This is a genomic window from Flavobacterium aquiphilum (assembly GCF_027111335.1).
GTDB lineage: Bacteria > Bacteroidota > Bacteroidia > Flavobacteriales > Flavobacteriaceae > Flavobacterium > Flavobacterium aquiphilum.
Genome location: NZ_CP114288.1, coordinates 1,010,133 through 1,027,130 on the forward strand (window position 1 = coordinate 1,010,133; position 16,998 = coordinate 1,027,130).

13 protein-coding genes are annotated in these 16,998 nt (G+C 33.1%); 12 read left to right on the forward strand and 1 reads right to left on the reverse strand.

The genetic code is table 11. From position 1 onward, the window contains the following. Nucleotides 1-27: 27 nt before the first annotated feature. Nucleotides 28-462, reverse strand: a complete 435-nt coding sequence (locus OZP12_RS04195; RefSeq protein ID WP_281227802.1) for a hypothetical protein — start codon at nt 460-462, stop codon at nt 28-30. A 318-nt stretch (nt 463-780) separates the two neighbouring features. Between OZP12_RS04195 and rsgA the strand changes: the two genes are divergently transcribed. From rsgA to kynU, 12 genes are all read left to right on the forward strand, one after another. Further along, nucleotides 781-1,758, forward strand: coding sequence for a ribosome small subunit-dependent GTPase A (gene rsgA / locus OZP12_RS04200; RefSeq protein WP_281227803.1), 978 nt, complete (start codon nt 781-783; stop codon nt 1,756-1,758). Nucleotides 1,759-1,819: 61 nt separating this feature from the next. Next, a complete protein-coding gene (locus OZP12_RS04205; protein ID WP_281227804.1) occupies nt 1,820-3,217 on the forward strand; it encodes an AAA family ATPase in 1,398 nt (465 codons plus the stop codon). Between the two features lie 3 nt (nt 3,218-3,220). Continuing rightward, nucleotides 3,221-3,898, forward strand: a complete 678-nt coding sequence (locus OZP12_RS04210; protein ID WP_281227806.1) for a DUF4276 family protein — start codon at nt 3,221-3,223, stop codon at nt 3,896-3,898. 2 nt (nt 3,899-3,900) lie between these two features. Beyond that, nucleotides 3,901-4,353 (forward strand): D-aminoacyl-tRNA deacylase, encoded by a 453-nt coding sequence (dtd, locus tag OZP12_RS04215; RefSeq protein ID WP_281227807.1) that lies wholly within the window; start codon nt 3,901-3,903, stop codon nt 4,351-4,353. Between the two features lie 54 nt (nt 4,354-4,407). After that, a complete protein-coding gene (locus OZP12_RS04220) occupies nt 4,408-6,321 on the forward strand; it encodes a DUF3858 domain-containing protein (RefSeq protein ID WP_281227809.1) in 1,914 nt (637 codons plus the stop codon). An 8-nt stretch (nt 6,322-6,329) separates the two neighbouring features. Next, entirely contained in the window at nt 6,330-8,342 is a 2,013-nt protein-coding gene (locus OZP12_RS04225; protein ID WP_281227810.1) for a DUF3858 domain-containing protein, read from the forward strand. 4 nt (nt 8,343-8,346) lie between these two features. Beyond that, nucleotides 8,347-10,371, forward strand: a complete 2,025-nt coding sequence (locus tag OZP12_RS04230; RefSeq protein WP_281227811.1) for a transglutaminase family protein — start codon at nt 8,347-8,349, stop codon at nt 10,369-10,371. Nucleotide 10,372: 1 nt separating this feature from the next. Beyond that, nucleotides 10,373-12,361 carry a DUF3858 domain-containing protein gene (locus OZP12_RS04235; protein WP_281227812.1) on the forward strand — a complete coding sequence of 663 codons (1,989 nt, stop codon included), beginning with the start codon at nt 10,373-10,375 and terminating at the stop codon, nt 12,359-12,361. A gap of 2 nt (nt 12,362-12,363) precedes the next feature. Further along, nucleotides 12,364-12,690 carry a nucleotide pyrophosphohydrolase gene (locus OZP12_RS04240; protein ID WP_012022600.1) on the forward strand — a complete coding sequence of 109 codons (327 nt, stop codon included), beginning with the start codon at nt 12,364-12,366 and terminating at the stop codon, nt 12,688-12,690. Nucleotides 12,691-12,770: 80 nt separating this feature from the next. Then, nucleotides 12,771-14,006 (forward strand): 3-phosphoshikimate 1-carboxyvinyltransferase, encoded by a 1,236-nt coding sequence (gene aroA / locus OZP12_RS04245; RefSeq protein WP_281227813.1) that lies wholly within the window; start codon nt 12,771-12,773, stop codon nt 14,004-14,006. 166 nt (nt 14,007-14,172) lie between these two features. Further along, nucleotides 14,173-15,222: a tRNA preQ1(34) S-adenosylmethionine ribosyltransferase-isomerase QueA gene (queA, locus tag OZP12_RS04250; RefSeq protein WP_281227814.1), complete on the forward strand. Its 1,050-nt coding sequence runs from the start codon at nt 14,173-14,175 to the stop codon at nt 15,220-15,222. A 486-nt stretch (nt 15,223-15,708) separates the two neighbouring features. Beyond that, entirely contained in the window at nt 15,709-16,986 is a 1,278-nt protein-coding gene (gene kynU, locus OZP12_RS04255; RefSeq protein WP_281227815.1) for a kynureninase, read from the forward strand. Nucleotides 16,987-16,998 lie beyond the last annotated feature (12 nt).

The following is a 16,998-nucleotide window of genomic DNA, read 5'->3' on the forward strand; positions in this document are numbered from 1 at the left end:
TTCTTCGATAATTGTTGTCGCTTCAATTCAATCAGTGCTGTTGCGATGAGTATTGGCTTGGTATTCGCTCTTATCCAAATCATTTTTAGTTATTTTGCTGAAAACAAATTTTGGATTTTTAAAATCGATAGGGTATTCAGGAAGAAAATGAACCATTCCCAACAAGGTACCGGTAACTCCTGTTCCGGTTATAAGCTTATCATTGCGTTTTAAGAAAATGACAGGAATTATAGATACCCCGCCTCCATAGGTTCGGTATTTGTATTTTCCGCGTAACGTGTCTCCGGAAATTTCCCCGTCAACAACACCGGAGTCTTTAATAGCTCTGCTTTCATGATAGATTTGGTAATTTCCGAAAAAGCGGTCTTTATTTGTCCCAATTGCCAGAACAGCGGTATCTTTTCCGTTAACAGCACGATAAAAAGTACGGTATTCTTCAGGGGTCTTTTTTTTGCAACTCATTATAAGCGAAATAGAAAATATTGTGGAAATTCCTATCCCAAGAATTCTGCCTTTTTTTATTTTTAAAATTTGCATATCAGTTTTTGTTCAGAATTTTTTACAATGCCTCAGTGACGTGAATTTTAAAATAAGCGGGATTCACTACAACTGATAATATACACAAATCTAACAAAAATACTTCTGTTTTTCCGGGGAGCTTGTTGTTTATTGGCTGATGAAAGAAAAAAAATGTTTAATCTTCAAACCTAAAACAAAATTTTATCTTTGCAAAGATTTAGTTTAATCTAAAATCTAAAATCTGCTATCTAAAATCTAAAAATGACAGGACTCGTTTATAAATCGACAGGAAGTTGGTACACCGTAAAATCCGAACAAGGAGATTTTATAGAATGCCGTATGAAAGGGAAATTCCGAATAAAAGGAATTAAAAGCACCAATCCTATTGCTGTGGGCGATATTGTCGATTATGAACTAGAGGAAAGCTCAGATGCTGTAACCGGAATGATTCACAATATTCATGAGCGAAAAAATTACATCGTTCGTAAGGCAGTGAATTTGTCTCATCAAATGCATATTATTGCGTCCAATATAGATCGTGTATTTTTGTTGGTAACTGTAAATAATCCGCCAACAACATTCAGTTTTATAGATCGTTTTTTGGTAACCGCCGAAGCTTATGGTATTGAGGCTATTTTGGTTTTTAATAAAATAGATACTCTGGATGAGGTTACGTTGGACGATCAATTGTATATGCAGTACGTGTATCAGCAAATAGGATATAAATGTTTGCGGGTTTCGGCTACCGAAATGAAAGGTGTTGAAGAGTTGAAAGGATTGATGAAGGGTAAAGTAAGTATGTTCTCTGGGCACTCAGGGGTTGGGAAATCAACTTTGGTGAATGCTATGGAGCCTTCGTTACAGTTGAAAACCAAGACAATTTCTGAACAAAGTAAACAAGGGCAACATACCACTACTTTTGCTGAGATGTATGATTTGTCTTTTGATGCCAAAATTATAGATACTCCTGGAATCAAAGGTTTTGGAATGGTCGACATGGAGCCTTCCGAGATTAGTCATTATTTTCCTGAATTTTTCAAATTAAAAGACCAATGTAAATTCAATAACTGCTTGCACAAAGAAGAGCCTCATTGCGCAATAAAAGCCGCGTTAGAAAGGGATGAAATCGCTTGGTCTCGTTATAATAGCTATCTAAAAATCCTTGAAGGAGATGACGAGCATTATCGTACAGATATTTATGGAGATGATAGAGCGGCAAGCGATAAAACGAGGGAATAGATTTAAAGTTTTATAATTTTCTTATATTGCATTGATTTAACAAATATTTAATGTCAATAAAATGATAACGTATATAAAAATAAATGGGTTTAAATCATTTCATAATTTTGAAATGGAGTTTACTCCATTTACAGTAATTGCAGGAGCAAATGCTTCTGGGAAAAGTAATCTTTTTGATTCATTGACATTATTATCTAGGCTTGCTGATTCTGATAACTTAAAGAAAGCTTTTAATGAACAAAGGGGTGAGTTTATTGAATTATTTACTCAATATGGAGATGATAATTTGGCTAATGAAATTGAGTTTATAGTCGAAATGTTAGTAAATAAAAATGTAAAGGACGCTTGGGGAAATGAAAGCATATTAAAATATACTAGATTAAGGTATGAATTGTCAATTAAAAGAATTACTAATTCTTCCGGAATTGAAGATTTACTTGTTTCAAAAGAAAATTTGATAAAATTAAATCATCAGGAAGATAAGTGGATTAATTTGATTCCCAAAAAGACTTTGGAGTATTGGAGACCTAAAGTAATTACAGGGAAAAGAGGTATCCCTTATATTGAAACTAAAACTGAAAACGGTTTTTTAACTGTAATTGTGCCTCAGGATGGAGCGGGAGGCGTAAAGAGAAGATTTCCTTTGAATAATGCTACAAGAACTGTTTTAAGTAGTTTTGATACAATTGATTTTCCCCATGTTTTAGCAGCAAAAGAGGAGATGAAAAGTTGGAAATTTTTACAACTTAATCCTGAGGATCTGCGTCAAGCTACTAGTAAAAATAATGGGGAAGATACGATATCTACAAGTGGAAAAAATTTAGCTGCGGCTTTGTATAGAATTAAGCAAGATGATAATTATACTTTGAAGGAAATCTCAAGGAAGTTGAATAAATTTTTGCCTAATTTTACTGAAGTTGAAGTCGTTGATGACAAAGAAAATAAGCAGTATTTGATTAAACTTAAAGATGTTGAAAAGAAAGAGTTTTCATCAAGGGTTTTGTCTGAAGGGACTTTGAGGATTTTGGCTCTGTGTATTTTGGAGTTTGATGACAAGCATACTGGTTTATTGTGTTTTGAAGAGCCAGAGAATGGTATTCATCCATTTAGAATAAAAGCAATGACTGATTTGTTAAAAGACTTATCCGTTAATTTTAATGAAATAGAAATGCCACTAAGACAAGTAATTGTTAATACTCATTCTCCAGTTTTAGTGGGGAATTTAATGAGATGGAGAAATGATAATGATGTAAGTATATGGTATGCTCAAATGAGAAATACAATTACGGCGATTAATAATATTAGATTAAAAATTAGTACCACTAAAATTAGTAGAGTAATTAAGGATGACAGTTTGCACCAACTTAATTTAATCTTTTCGGAACAAGATCGAAAACTTACTCTTGCTATTGTAAAAGATTATTTACAAACTGCGGAATTTGAAGATAATATTGTTTAGTACATGAGTAATTTTATTTTAACTGGATTATTTACTGAAGGAACTACAGATAATCGATTTTTAGAGAGTGTTGTAAAAAGAACTTTGGAAGACGTTGCTTTTGATTGTACGGGAGATGTGGATGTAGAACTAGAAATAATTAGTATTAGTAAAACTAAACTTGGTTTTAATGAGCAAGTTTTAGAAGCATCAAAATTAGCATTTGAAAAGTATAGTATACTACTTTTGTTTGTCCATACTGATGCAGATGACAAAAATGATGAATATACTTTTAAAAGTAAAATATTTCCAGCACAAGAATTGTTGTTAAGTCAAAAAGACGCTACTTGCTGTAAAAATATGGTAGGAATTGTCCCTATTCAAATGACTGAATCTTGGATGATTGTGGATAGAGATCTTTTGAAAAGTGAGATAGGTATTGAAGAAAGTGATGCTGAACTTGGCATTCATTTAGATCCTGAAACGTTAAAAGATCCGAAAGGTTTAATAGAAGGAATTATACGATTGTCTAAAGAGGGTAAGACTAAAAGAAAAAGAAATAAGGGTTTGGATATTTCTGATTTATACCAGATAATAGGTCAAAAAGTTGAATTATCTGAATTGGAGAAGTTGTCTTCATACTTAAAATTTAAAAATTCTTTAATTGAAGTATTAAAAGAATTAAATTTTTACCACAAGTAAAAATGAGATTAGTAATTCAAAGAGTTTCGGAAGCATCGGTAACTGTTGACGGTCAAAAAACGGCCGATATCCAAAAAGGTTTGTTGATCTTAGTTGGAATAGAAGATGCCGATAGCCAAGAAGACATTGATTGGCTTGTTGGGAAGATTGTTAAATTGAGAATTTTTGGTGATGAGAACGATGTTATGAACTGCTCGGTTCAGGATGTTGACGGCGAAATAATTGTTGTTAGTCAGTTTACGCTTCACGCTTCTACAAAAAAAGGGAATCGTCCATCGTATATAAAAGCTTCAAAGCCAGACTTCGCAATTCCTATGTATGAGGCTTTCGTAAAATCTCTTGAAAAAGACTTTGGGAAAAAAGTACAGACCGGAATTTTTGGTGCCGATATGAAGGTTTTATTGCTCAATGACGGTCCTGTTACAATCATAATTGACAGTAAAAATAAAGAATAAATTTAGCTTTTATTTAAACGAAATTTTCTTATATTTCGTCGCTAAATTTTTCTTATGAATTACAAAATTACTCGTATTGTTTCCTTATTTTTTTTATTTACCACCACATTTATTTTTGCACAGAAAAGTGATTACAGTGCATTAATTGTCTCGGACAGTCTCAAAGAAAATGCCGACGCTGTCGTTCGCTTGAATCAAATTGATATTGTAATTGCATCTCAGCGCAGTATGAATATCAAGACCAAGCGGGTTGTAACCGTATTTAATGAAAATGGCTTAGATGCTGTTGACGCCAATGAAAATTATGATAAATCAAGTCCGGTTAAAAGTATATTAGCGACCGTTTATGATGCTTTTGGGAAGGAAATAAAAAAGATAAAAAGAGCCGATTTCAAAGATGTAAGTGCCGTTAGCGGAAGTACTCTTTTTTCTAATAACCGCTATATTTACTTGGATTATACACCAATCCAATACCCATTTACTGTTGTTTTTGAAAGTGAAACAGAAACGTCTAATACCGCTTTTATTCCACAATGGATGCCATTGCGTGATTATGCAGTAAGCATAGAAAAAAGTATTCTCAATGTGAGTTTTCCTTCTAATCTTGGATTCAAATACAAAGAATTTAATTTTTCGAATTCTATTAAAAAAACTATTGATTCTCCAACGCAGCTTTCTTACACAGCGACAAAAATCTTGGCTCAAAAAGAAGAAGTAGCGAGCCCATCAATTAGTAATCTTTTTCCAAGGGTGATGATGGGATTGGAATTGTTTCATTTGGAAGGTGTAGATGGTAATGCTAAAACTTGGACAGAATTTGGAAAATGGTATAATGAGAAAATTCTGCAGGGTACAACAGATTTACCTGAAGAAACCAAATTGAAAATCAAAGCATTGGTAGGAACAGAAACCGACCCAATAAAGAAAGCACAAATCATTTACAAATATGTACAGGGAAAATCCAGGTATGTCAGTATTCAAGTTGGTATTGGAGGTTGGAAACCAATGTTGGCGGGTGATGTTGACCGCTTGGGATATGGCGATTGTAAGGCTTTGAGTAATTATACAAAAGCCCTGCTTAATGTGGTAGATGTGCCAGCTTATGATGTGGTCTTGTATGGAGGCTCTAGAAAAAGGAATATTGAATCCGAGTTTGTTTCGATGCAAGGAAATCATATGATTTTAGCTATACCCGTTGATAATAAATATGTTTTTTTGGAATGTACAAGCCAGGTAGATCCTTTTGGTTATCAGGGAACATTTACGGATGACAGAGATGTTTTAGTGATTAAACCTGAAGGAGGGGAAATTGTGCGGACAAAGATTTATGAAGATGTATCTAATACCCAAGTCAGTAAAGGAGCCTATTCGATAGATGAAAATGGTGATTTTTCAGGAAAAATTGGAATTGTTTCAGAAGGAACTCAGTATAATCAAAAATTTAATAATGAGAAGCTTTCTCCAACCGAGATGGAGAAATTCTATAAAGATTATTGGAGTACAATTAATAATTTGAAGATCAAAAAAATCACTTTCAAGAACGACTCAGATAAAATAAGTTTTACTGAAAATGCCGAAATAAGTGCTGTAAACTATGGGAATGTTGCTGCAAATAAAATGATGTTTGCCCTAAATGCTTATAATCCATTAAAAGAAAGCGTAAAACGAATCAGAAACCGAAAAAATCCATTGGAAATTCAAAGAGGATCTATTGATATAGATGAAATAGAGATTGCTTTGCCGGTCAATTTTTTAATCGAATTCCTTCCACAAGATGTTGAAATTAAAGGAAAATTTGGAGAGTATAAAACTGAGATAATAAAAAAGGATAATAACAATATCGTTTATAAGAGAAAATTCCTTTTGAAAAAAGGTTTGTATACTAATAAAGAATACGATGATTTCCGTCTTTTTATGGAACAAATCTCAAGAAATGATAACGCCAAAATAATATTAACCAAAAGCTAAACCAAAAAATGAAAAAATTGACCTATTTACTGTTAATCCTATTTTGTTTGAATGCGAATGCGCAAGAATTTAAACTGGGAAAAGTATCTATTGCTGAATTGGAGCAAAAGAAACACCCTAAAGACACTGCTGCAGTAGCGGCAATTTTGTTTAAAAAAGGAGAGGTGAAGTTTCAATATATTCAAGGAGAAGGTTTTAAAGTGATAACTGAGGTAGCTATGCGTATTAAAATCTATAAAAAAGAAGGTTATGATTGGGCAAATTACGCGATAAGATTTCTTCCAGGAACTGGTTCAATAAAGGAAAATGTTTTGTATAGTGATGCAGTAACTTATAATTTGGTTGATGGTAAAATTGAAAAAACAAAGTTAAAAAGTGAAGGGGAGTTTGAAGAGAAAATGGATCGATACTGGAGTAGAAAGAAAATAACGATGCCTAATGTGAAAGAAGGGTCGGTAGTGGAATTTAGTTATAGGATAACATCAAATAGAATAGGTACTCTTAGAGAGTTTTACTTTCAAAATGATATTCCAGTAGATTATGTAGAATATAAAACGTATGTTCCGGAGTATTTTATTTATAACAGTAAAATGAAAGGCTTTATTACGCCACAAATTAATATTGAGAAATCTCCGAAGTCATTTGTTATTACCAGTAAGGAAAGGACAGGGTCAGGTTTTAATACAACTACCACTAATTTCTCAACGGATAAAATTGAGTACATAGAAACTAAAACTACTTATATCACGAAAGATATGCCCTCGATGAAGGAGGAAGCATTCGTAAATAATATTGATAATTATACTACAAGTTTAGTGCAGGAATTATCGATGACCAAATATCCAAATGAACCTCTTAAGCCGTATTCTACAGATTGGGATGCTGTTGTAAAAACTATCTATGATAATGATGATTTTGGTGCTGAGCTTAATAAAACTGGCTATTTTGAGAATGATCTGAAAGCTGTTGTTGCTGGATTGACTACTCAGGATGAGATTGTTTCGGCTGTTCTCAATTATGTTAAATCTACAGTAAAATGGAACGAATACTACGGCTATTCCTGTAATGATGGAGTTAAAAAAGCTTATAAAGATAAATCTGGTAATGTAGCTGAGATTAATTTAATGCTTACAGCAATGTTGCGTTCTGCAGGTTTAAAAGCAAATCCGGTATTGATTAGTACTCGTGCTAATGGTATATCTATTTTTCCAAATCATAGTGCTTTCAATTATGTAATTGCTGCAGTAGAGTCCAATGAAGGATTGATTTTATTGGATGCAACAAGTAAATTTTCGACTCCAAATGTATTACCGTTTAGAGATTTGAATTGGATGGGAAGGTTGATCAGAAAAGATGGGACATCAGAAGAAGTTGACTTAATGCCTAAAAAAGCTTCAAATAATAGTGTAACAATGGTGTATTCAGTTGACGCTTCAGGTAAAATTACTGGTAAATTAAGATATTTACGGACAGATCACAACGCTATGAGGTTTAGATCTGAGATTGAAAATGTTAAGGAAGAAGATTATTTGGAAAAGTTGGAAAATGAAAATGAAAAAATTGAAATTGCTGATTATAAAAGAGCAAACGAAAAGGATGTAAAAATGCCTATAGTAGAAACCTGTTCTTTTACTGGGGCTAATTTATGTGAAATTATAGGTGAAAAGATGTATATCAACCCATTGTTGTTCTTTACCAAAGAACAAAATCCATTCAAGCAAGAGGTGAGGGAATTTCCTATTGACTATGGTTTTCCGTTTAAAGACAGTTATACAATCAACATTAGTATTCCTTCAGGATATATGATAGAAACACTTCCAAAATCTACAGCTCTTAATATGGAAGGAAATATTGGAGCCTTTAAATTTATTTCACAAACCACAGATAATATTATTCAGTTATCTATTAGTCATCAAATTAATACTCCAATTGTTTCTGCAGACTATTATTCGATGTTGAAAGATTATTATCAGGGAATGATTGCCAAAGAAACCGAAAAAATCGTTTTAAAAAGAATATAATAAGATGAGATTACATAGAATGATTATTATTGTGGTATTAACTTTAAGCTTTGTTAAAGCTAATGCGCAAGAGCTTAGTTTAGGAAAAGTATCAATCGCTGAATTGGAGCAGAAAGCACATCCAAAGGATTCGTCAGCAACGGCAGCTATTTTATATAAAAGAGGAAAGGTTAGAATTGAATACGACAAAAATGATGGCTTTGTTACTCTTACCGAAGTTGAAACAAGGATTAAAATTTATAAAAAAGAAGGTTTAGACTGGGCAAATCAAAATGTTTGGTATTATAACGGCAGTAATCTTTCGGAGAAAGTAGTGTTTAGTGATGCTTTTACTTATAATTTAGTTAATGGGAAAATTGAAAAAACAAAATTAAAAAGTGAAGGAATTTTTGATGAAGTTGTAAATAAATATCGTTCCCAAAAAAAAATTGCCATGCCTAATGTTAAGGAAGGCTCGGTTATCGAATTTAAATATATCATCAAAACTCCTAATCCTACGATAATTAGAGAATGGGATTTTCAGGAAAAAATACCCGTAAATTATTCTCAATTTATCACTTTTGTCCCGGAATATTTGACTTTTACTACACGCCAAAAAGGTTTTATATTTCCTCGAATCATGGTTGAAAAGAATTCAAATAGTACAACCGTATCAGTTGAAGAAAACAGAGAAATGACGAGGAATCACACCTCAAATTATTTTTATAAAACTGATCAAGTAATAAATTATACTGAGACTAAAACAACTTATTTGGGGGAAAATTTTCCTGCAATTAAAGAGGAGGAATTTGTAAATAATATAAATAATTATATTTCAAGTGTTCAGCATGAATTGTCAACGATGCAGTTTCCAAATTCGTCTTTAAAAGAATATTCCACAAGTTGGAGCACTGTTGTGAAAACTATTTATGAGGATGATGATTTTGGTTCTGAATTGAATAAAACTGGATATTTCGAAGAGGATTTAAAAAAAATAATTATGGGAACTAATACTCCCGAAGAAAAAATACAGACTATTTTTAATTATGTAAAAACTAATATGAAATGGAATAACTATACTGGTTATAGTTGTGAGAATGGTGTTAGAAAAGCGTATAAAGAAAAGATTGGAAATACAGCCGATATTAATTTAATGCTTACAGCGATGTTACGTTATTCCGGTTTAACTGCTAATCCGGTATTAGTGAGTACCCGTTCAAACGGTATTGCACTATTTCCTAATAGAACTGCTTTTAATTATGTTATTTCAGCAGTCGAAACTCCAAATGGAAATATTTTGCTTGATGCTACAGACAAATTTTCAGTACCTAATGTTCTACCTATCCGAGCATTGAATTGGTATGGAAGATTAATTCGAAATGACGGAACTTCAGAAGAAGTGGAGTTGATGCCGAAAAAACCATCAAGTAATATTGTTTTAATGAATTGTAATATTGAAGCGGATGGTAAAATTACTGGAAAAGCAAAAAGACTATGTTCGGATTATAGCGCTATGGTTTTCAGGAAAAATATAAGCGAGCAAAAAGAAGATATTTATCTTGAAAAGCTTGAAAACAAAAATAATAAAATTGAAATCAGCGAATATAGCAGAGATAATGAAAAGGAGATGCAATTGCCGGCATCAGAAACTTACTCTTTTACTGGAGCTAATTTATGCGAAAGAATCGAAGGTAAAATTTATTTAAATCCGATGTTGTTTTTTGCAAGTAATAAAAATCCATTTAATCAAGAAAAAAGAGAGTATCCAGTGGATTTTGGATTTCCTTTCCTAGATAAATACAACATAACGCTTAAAATTCCTGATGGATTTGCAGTTGAATCATTGCCAGCTCCTGTAACGCTGAACATGGAAGATAATTTAGGAAATTTTAAATTCAATATTGTGGTTGACGAAAATACAATACAAATGAGTGTTCTGCATCAGATTAATAAAGCAATTGTATTGACAGATCAATATGATATGCTAAAAGAATATTATAAAGCAATGATTGCCAAAGAAACCGAAAAAATCGTTTTAAAGAAAATATAATATGAAGTTTGTAAAGCTGGCAATTGTTTTTTTGCTTTGTTGTTTGTCAAAAATAAATGCCCAAAATTATGAGTTAGGTAAAGTAACAATTGACGAATTAAAGGAAAAAATACACCCGAAAGATACCGCTGCTCCTGCTGCCATCTTATTTAAAAAAGCAAAAACTTTTTTTACTTATGATAGGAAGAATGGTTTTTCGGCAAATCATGTTTATGAATTTAAAATTAAAATTTATAAAAAAGAAGGACTCGAATGGGCCAATCAAAAAGTGCATTATTACATTGGATATGAAAACCTCCATGAGGACCGATTGGAATTTTCAAACGGGGTTACCTATAATCTGGAAAATGGAACAATTGTAAAAACAAATCTTGATAATCAGGGAGCTTTTAAGAAAAAAGTGAATAAGTATTGGAATGAAAAAATGATTACGCTTCCCAATGTAAAAGTAGGCTCCATTATTGAATACAAATACACTTTAAAGTCAGAGAATATTACAGAACTTCCTGATTTTCAAATTCAGTATGATATTCCAGTAAATTATTTTGAATACAAAACCGAGATTCCTGAGTTTTATATTTACAAACCTATTTTGATTGGGACAATGCCAATAGAGACAGATGCCAAATTAGTAAATAAGAGTCAGAGTTTTGATGACGAATACCAGCGTACAAATACACTATCGTACAGACAAATTAGTACTTTTTATAAAGGGAAAGATGTAGCAGCTTTGACTAATGAACCTTATGTGAATAATGTAGACAATTATCGAGGCTGTATCCATCATGAGATAGAACAAATTCGTTATCCTGATCAACCGGTAAAAGATTATTCTATTACTTGGGAAGGTGTTGCGTCTACTATTTTTAAAGAAAAAAATTTTGGAAAAGAACTTGAGGAGAAAAATTTTCTTTTAGAAGACGTCAGGAAATTAGTAACCGATGCCCAATCCTTAGATGAAAGATTGAATATCATTTTTAAGTATGTTCAAGGTAGAATGAATTGGAATGAAAAGAACGATTATTATACTGATAAAGGTGTCATAAAAGCATATACTGATCAAACTGGGAACGTAGCCGAGATTAATTTTATTTTGATAAATATGCTGAAGCTGGCAGGTATCGAGACAAATCCCGTTTTGGTAAGTACTGTTGAAAATGGAGTGCCTGTTTATCCGACAAGAACAGGATTTAATTATGTAATCGCTGCAGCCAGAATTGATGACAAACCAATATTACTTGACGCTTCACACAAATTTACATCACCAAATATTTTGCCATTAAACGTTTTAAACTGGAAAGGAAGGTTGATTAAAAGTGACGGGACATCTCAGGAGATTGATTTAAATCCTTCAGTTGTGTCTAAAGAATTTTCGAATGTAATGGTTAAAATAGATGATTCCGGAAAATTTGAGGGAAAAGTAAGGATTCAAAAAACGGATTACGATGCATATAGTTTTCGTATTCACAATGCTAGTAAAAGTAAAGAAAGTTATCTTGAAAAATTCGAAGAGCAGTTGGGTGATTTAAAGATTTCGGACTATACGGTTGAAAATAAAGCAACTAATTTGACAGAACCTGTTATAGAGACTTTCGGATTTGTTTCTGATAATCAATCGGAAATTATTGGTGGAAAAATATTTGTTAATCCGTTGTTGTTTTTTACCCGATCCAAAAATCCTTTCAATCAGGAAAAGAGACAAATGGGAGTTTACTTTGGATATCCTACGCTCGAAAAATTTAGTTTGAATATTGAGATTCCTGCTGGATATGTTGTAGAATCAATACCAAAACCAATTCGTATTTCATCTGAAAACAAAGAAGTATCATTTACTTTAAATATATCAAATCAGGAAAACAAAATTCAAATTATTAGTTTAAAAGAGATTAACAGTAGTATTTTTGCAGCTGAAGATTATAATGGATTAAAGGAACTTTTCCAGAAAATGATCGCCAGCCAAAACGAAAAAATTGTTCTTAAAAAAATATAACTATGGATTTGAAAAACGCACAACTAGATGTTGATACCTGGATAAAAGAGCACGGAGTTCGCTATTTTAATGAATTGACGAATATGGCGCAACTTACTGAAGAAGTAGGCGAAGTTGCCCGAATCATTGCTCGTCGTTATGGAGAACAATCCGAAAAAGAAAGTGATAAAAACAAAGATCTTGGTGAGGAATTGGCCGATGTGGTTTTCGTAGTATTGTGTTTGGCTAATCAAACAGGAATCGATTTACAGGCAGCTTTTGACAAGAAAATGGATTTAAAATCCGTTCGTGACAAAGACCGCCACAAAAACAACGATAAACTAAAATAATGTTATAAGTGAGGACAAAGTTTTGGTACATTCTTTTTTTAAAATAAATTTGCCAAAATACACCTATCATCCAAAATATAATGAATTTACTGGTACAGACTTCCCAAACCGATTTAAACGAACAAATTGCAATTACTGGTTCCAAAAGTGAGACCAATCGATTATTGTTGCTTCAGGCTTTGTTTCCAAACATAACTTTGGCCAATACATCAAACTCTGATGACAGCGAAGTAATGCAAAAAGCTTTGGTGGGGAATGACGAAATAGTAGATATTCATCACGCCGGAACAGCAATGCGTTTTCTTACTGCGTATTTTGCGGTAAATGAAGGCCGCGAAGTGGTTTTGACAGGTTCTCAAAGAATGACAGAACGCCCAATCAAAGTTTTGGTCGAAGCTTTGCAACAATTGGGTGCACAAATTACTTATGAGAAAGAAGAAGGTTATCCGCCAATCCGAATCAAAGGACAAAAAATTACTGCTTCAAAAGTTAGTATTCCTGCTAATGTAAGCAGTCAATATATTTCTGCTTTGTTATTGGTGGCACCAAAATTGGAAAACGGAATCGAATTGAATTTAGTTGGTGAGATTACCTCAATTCCATACATCAAAATGACTTTGGCATTATTGAATGATTTGGATATCCAAACCAGTTTTGAAGGAAACGTTATTAAAGTATATCCAAAGAAAGAAGTAGAATCCAAAGTGATGACTGTAGAGTCTGATTGGAGTTCGGCTTCTTATTTTTTTAGTTTGGTAGCTTTGGCAAATACAGCTTCAATTTCTTTGACCAGTTACAAAGAAACAAGTTTGCAGGGGGATTCGGCTTTAGTTGAAATATACAAGCAAATGGGAGTTACTTCTCAATTTGAAGGAAATAAAATTACGTTGACCAAACAAAGTAATTTCGAATATAAAGATGTAAAATTTGATTTGAATAACACACCGGATATTGCTCAAACAATCGTAGTTACTTGTTTGGGACTTGGAATTGGTTGTCATCTTACAGGTTTACATACTCTTAAAATCAAAGAAACAGATAGATTAGAGGCGCTTCGCATCGAATTGACAAAATTGGGAGCCAATATTTCTGTAACCAATGATAGCCTGACTTTGGTGGCAACAAATGATATTAAAGAGGAAATACGAATAGACACTTACAATGACCACAGAATGGCAATGGCATTTGCTCCACTAGGATTAAAAGTGCCAATTGTTATCAATAATGCCGATGTGGTTTCAAAATCATATCCCGATTTTTGGAGCGATTTAAAAAAACTTGGTTTTTTAACGATTACCAAATGGTCGTTTACCTAGTCTTTTGTGGGTTTTAGCTCTCTTTCCTTTGAAGAGGGTTGGGGAGAGGGAAAAATAAACGGCTAAACACTTGACAACGCCTGTCTCACAATCGTATATTTGCACTCGGTTTATTTTTTAGGATTAAAAATTCTAAAATCTAGATTTTAAATCAAAAATATAAAAGATGAAATTATCCCACTTTAACTTCAATTTACCAAAAGAACTTCTTGCAGAATACCCAGCTGAAAACAGAGATGAATCTCGTTTGATGGTTGTAGATCGTAAGAAACAAACAATTGAACATAAAATGTTTAAAGACCTTATCGATTATTTTGATGACGGTGATGTTTTGATTTTGAATAATACAAAGGTTTTTCCTGCTCGTTTGTATGGAAACAAAGAGAAAACAGGAGCTAGAATTGAAGTGTTTTTGCTTAGGGAGTTAAATGCGGAACAAAGACTTTGGGATGTTTTGGTAGATCCTGCACGTAAAATCAGAATCGGGAATAAATTATATTTCGGTGATGATGATTCATTAGTTGCAGAGGTAATTGACAACACTACATCTCGTGGTAGAACTTTGCGTTTCCTTTACGATGGTTCTTACGAAGAATTCAGAAATAAATTGACTGAACTTGGAGAAACTCCAATCCCTAAATACATCAACCGTGACGTAACTCCGGAAGATGCTGAGCGTTACCAAACGATTTATGCCAAAGAAGAAGGAGCTGTAGCTGCGCCAACTGCGGGTTTGCACTTCTCAAAACACTTGTTGAAAAGATTGGAAATCAAAGGAGTTAAATTTGCTGAGGTAACACTTCACGTTGGATTAGGAACTTTTAATCCGGTTGAGGTTGAAGATTTGTCAAAACACAAAATGGATTCCGAAGAGTTAAAAATCACTCAGGAAGCTTGTGATATTGTAAACACTGCCAAAGCCGCTAAGAAAAGAATCTGTACAGTTGGTACAACTTCTATGCGTGCTGTAGAAAGTTCGGTTTCTTCACAAAATACACTGAATCCTTACGATGGTTGGACAAACAAATTCGTTTTCCCTCCTCACGATTTCGCTATTCCAACTTGTATGATTACGAATTTCCATACTCCAAAATCAACTTTGTTAATGATGGTTTCTGCTTTCTGCGGACATGATTTAATGAGAAAAGCTTATGACGAAGCGATCAAGGAGCAATATAGATTTTATTCTTACGGTGATGCAATGTTGATTATATAATTTGCATTAAAAACTAAATATAAAGTCTCGTCAGTAATGGCGAGATTTTTTTTTGCTGATTTTTTGGAGCAGAAACATTTGGCATATTAGGAAGCATTGGTCCCGCTTTCGCTCATATCTTTTATGCTGAACCCCAGCATAAAAGGATAACCGCTCTATCGGGGCTAATAATCAACATTTTTGCTTTTTTTGAATCAATTGTTGTTAAGTATTACATACAGATCTAGTAAGTTTTAAGACCTGTTACGTCACATTGCAAATCCAAAACTACAAATAAAATTTGCGAATTTGCGGTTGTTTTTTCACTAGCATGAATTCGTAATCATAGCCAACGGTTTTAGCAGTTGGAAACAGTTTTTAAAAATGAATTAAATGTAAAATTAGCTGAGAAAACAATTTTATTTTTGCATAATTGTAATTTTTAATTCATTATGCTGTTTTTTCTTTAGTATCTTTTTCTATTTTTACGACATAAAAAAAGTAAGAATGGATTTCAAAAACACCTTAGAATTTGCACAGCAACTCGATTCGGAAGATCATTTGAATAAGTATCAAGAAGAGTTTATTTTTCCAAAAGTCAATGATAAAAAGGTTATTTATTTTACAGGAAATTCTTTGGGATTACAACCAAAAAGAACCAAAAAGTACGTTGATGAAGTAATGAACGATTGGGCAAATCTCGCTGTCGAAGGTCATTTTTATGCAGAGAAACCTTGGTGGGATTATCAGGAACGATTTGCTAATCCGTTAAGTAAATTAGTCGGGGCTTTGCCCTCTGAAATTACTGTGATGAACACATTAACGATTAATCTTCATTTGTTGATGGTATCCTTTTACAGACCAACAGCAAAACGTTATAAAATCATTTGCGAAGAAAAAGCATTTCCTTCTGATCAGTATATGTTTCAAAGTCAGGTGAATTTTCATGGCTATAAACCCGAAGATGTTATTGTTGAAATCAAGCGTCGTGAAGGTGAACACAACATCCGACTAGAAGATATTTTGGCAAAAATTGAAGAAGTTGGAGAGGAGTTAGCTTTGGTTTTAATTGGTGGTGTCAACTATTATACAGGTCAGGTTTTTGACATGAAAACGATTACCGGAGCAGGCCACAAACAAGGGGCTTATGTTGGATGGGATTTGGCTCATGCCGCCGGAAATATAAAATTGGAGTTGCACGAGTGGGATGTTGATTTTGCTGCATGGTGCAGTTATAAATATATGAATTCAGGTCCCGGAAATGCTTCAGGTTGTTTTGTCCACGAAAAGCATCATAATAACAAAGAATTGCCAAGATTTGCCGGTTGGTGGGGACATAATAAAGAACGCCGATTCAAAATGGAACCTGTTTTTGATCCGGTACAAGGAGCGGCAGGATGGCAAGTAAGCAATTTGCCAATACTTTCATTGGCTCCATATTTAGCTTCTGTCGAAATGTTTGACGAGATCGGAATGGACCAATTAATCCTTAAAAGAGATAAAATTACTTCCTATTTAGAATTCATTCTGAACGAAATAAGTAAAGAAGTAAGCGGTTCTTTTGAAATTATTACACCAACTAATCCTGTGGAAAGAGCCTGTCAATTATCTGTTTTCCTTCATGGCGAAGGGAGAAGTCTGTTTGATTATTTAATGAAAAATGGCGTAATTACAGATTGGCGAGAACCCAATGTTATCCGATTAGCACCAGTTCCTTTATATACCTCTTACGAAGATATGTATCATTTTGGGCAAATTTTAAAGGCAGGAATTTTAGAAAAATAAAAAGACGGGAGT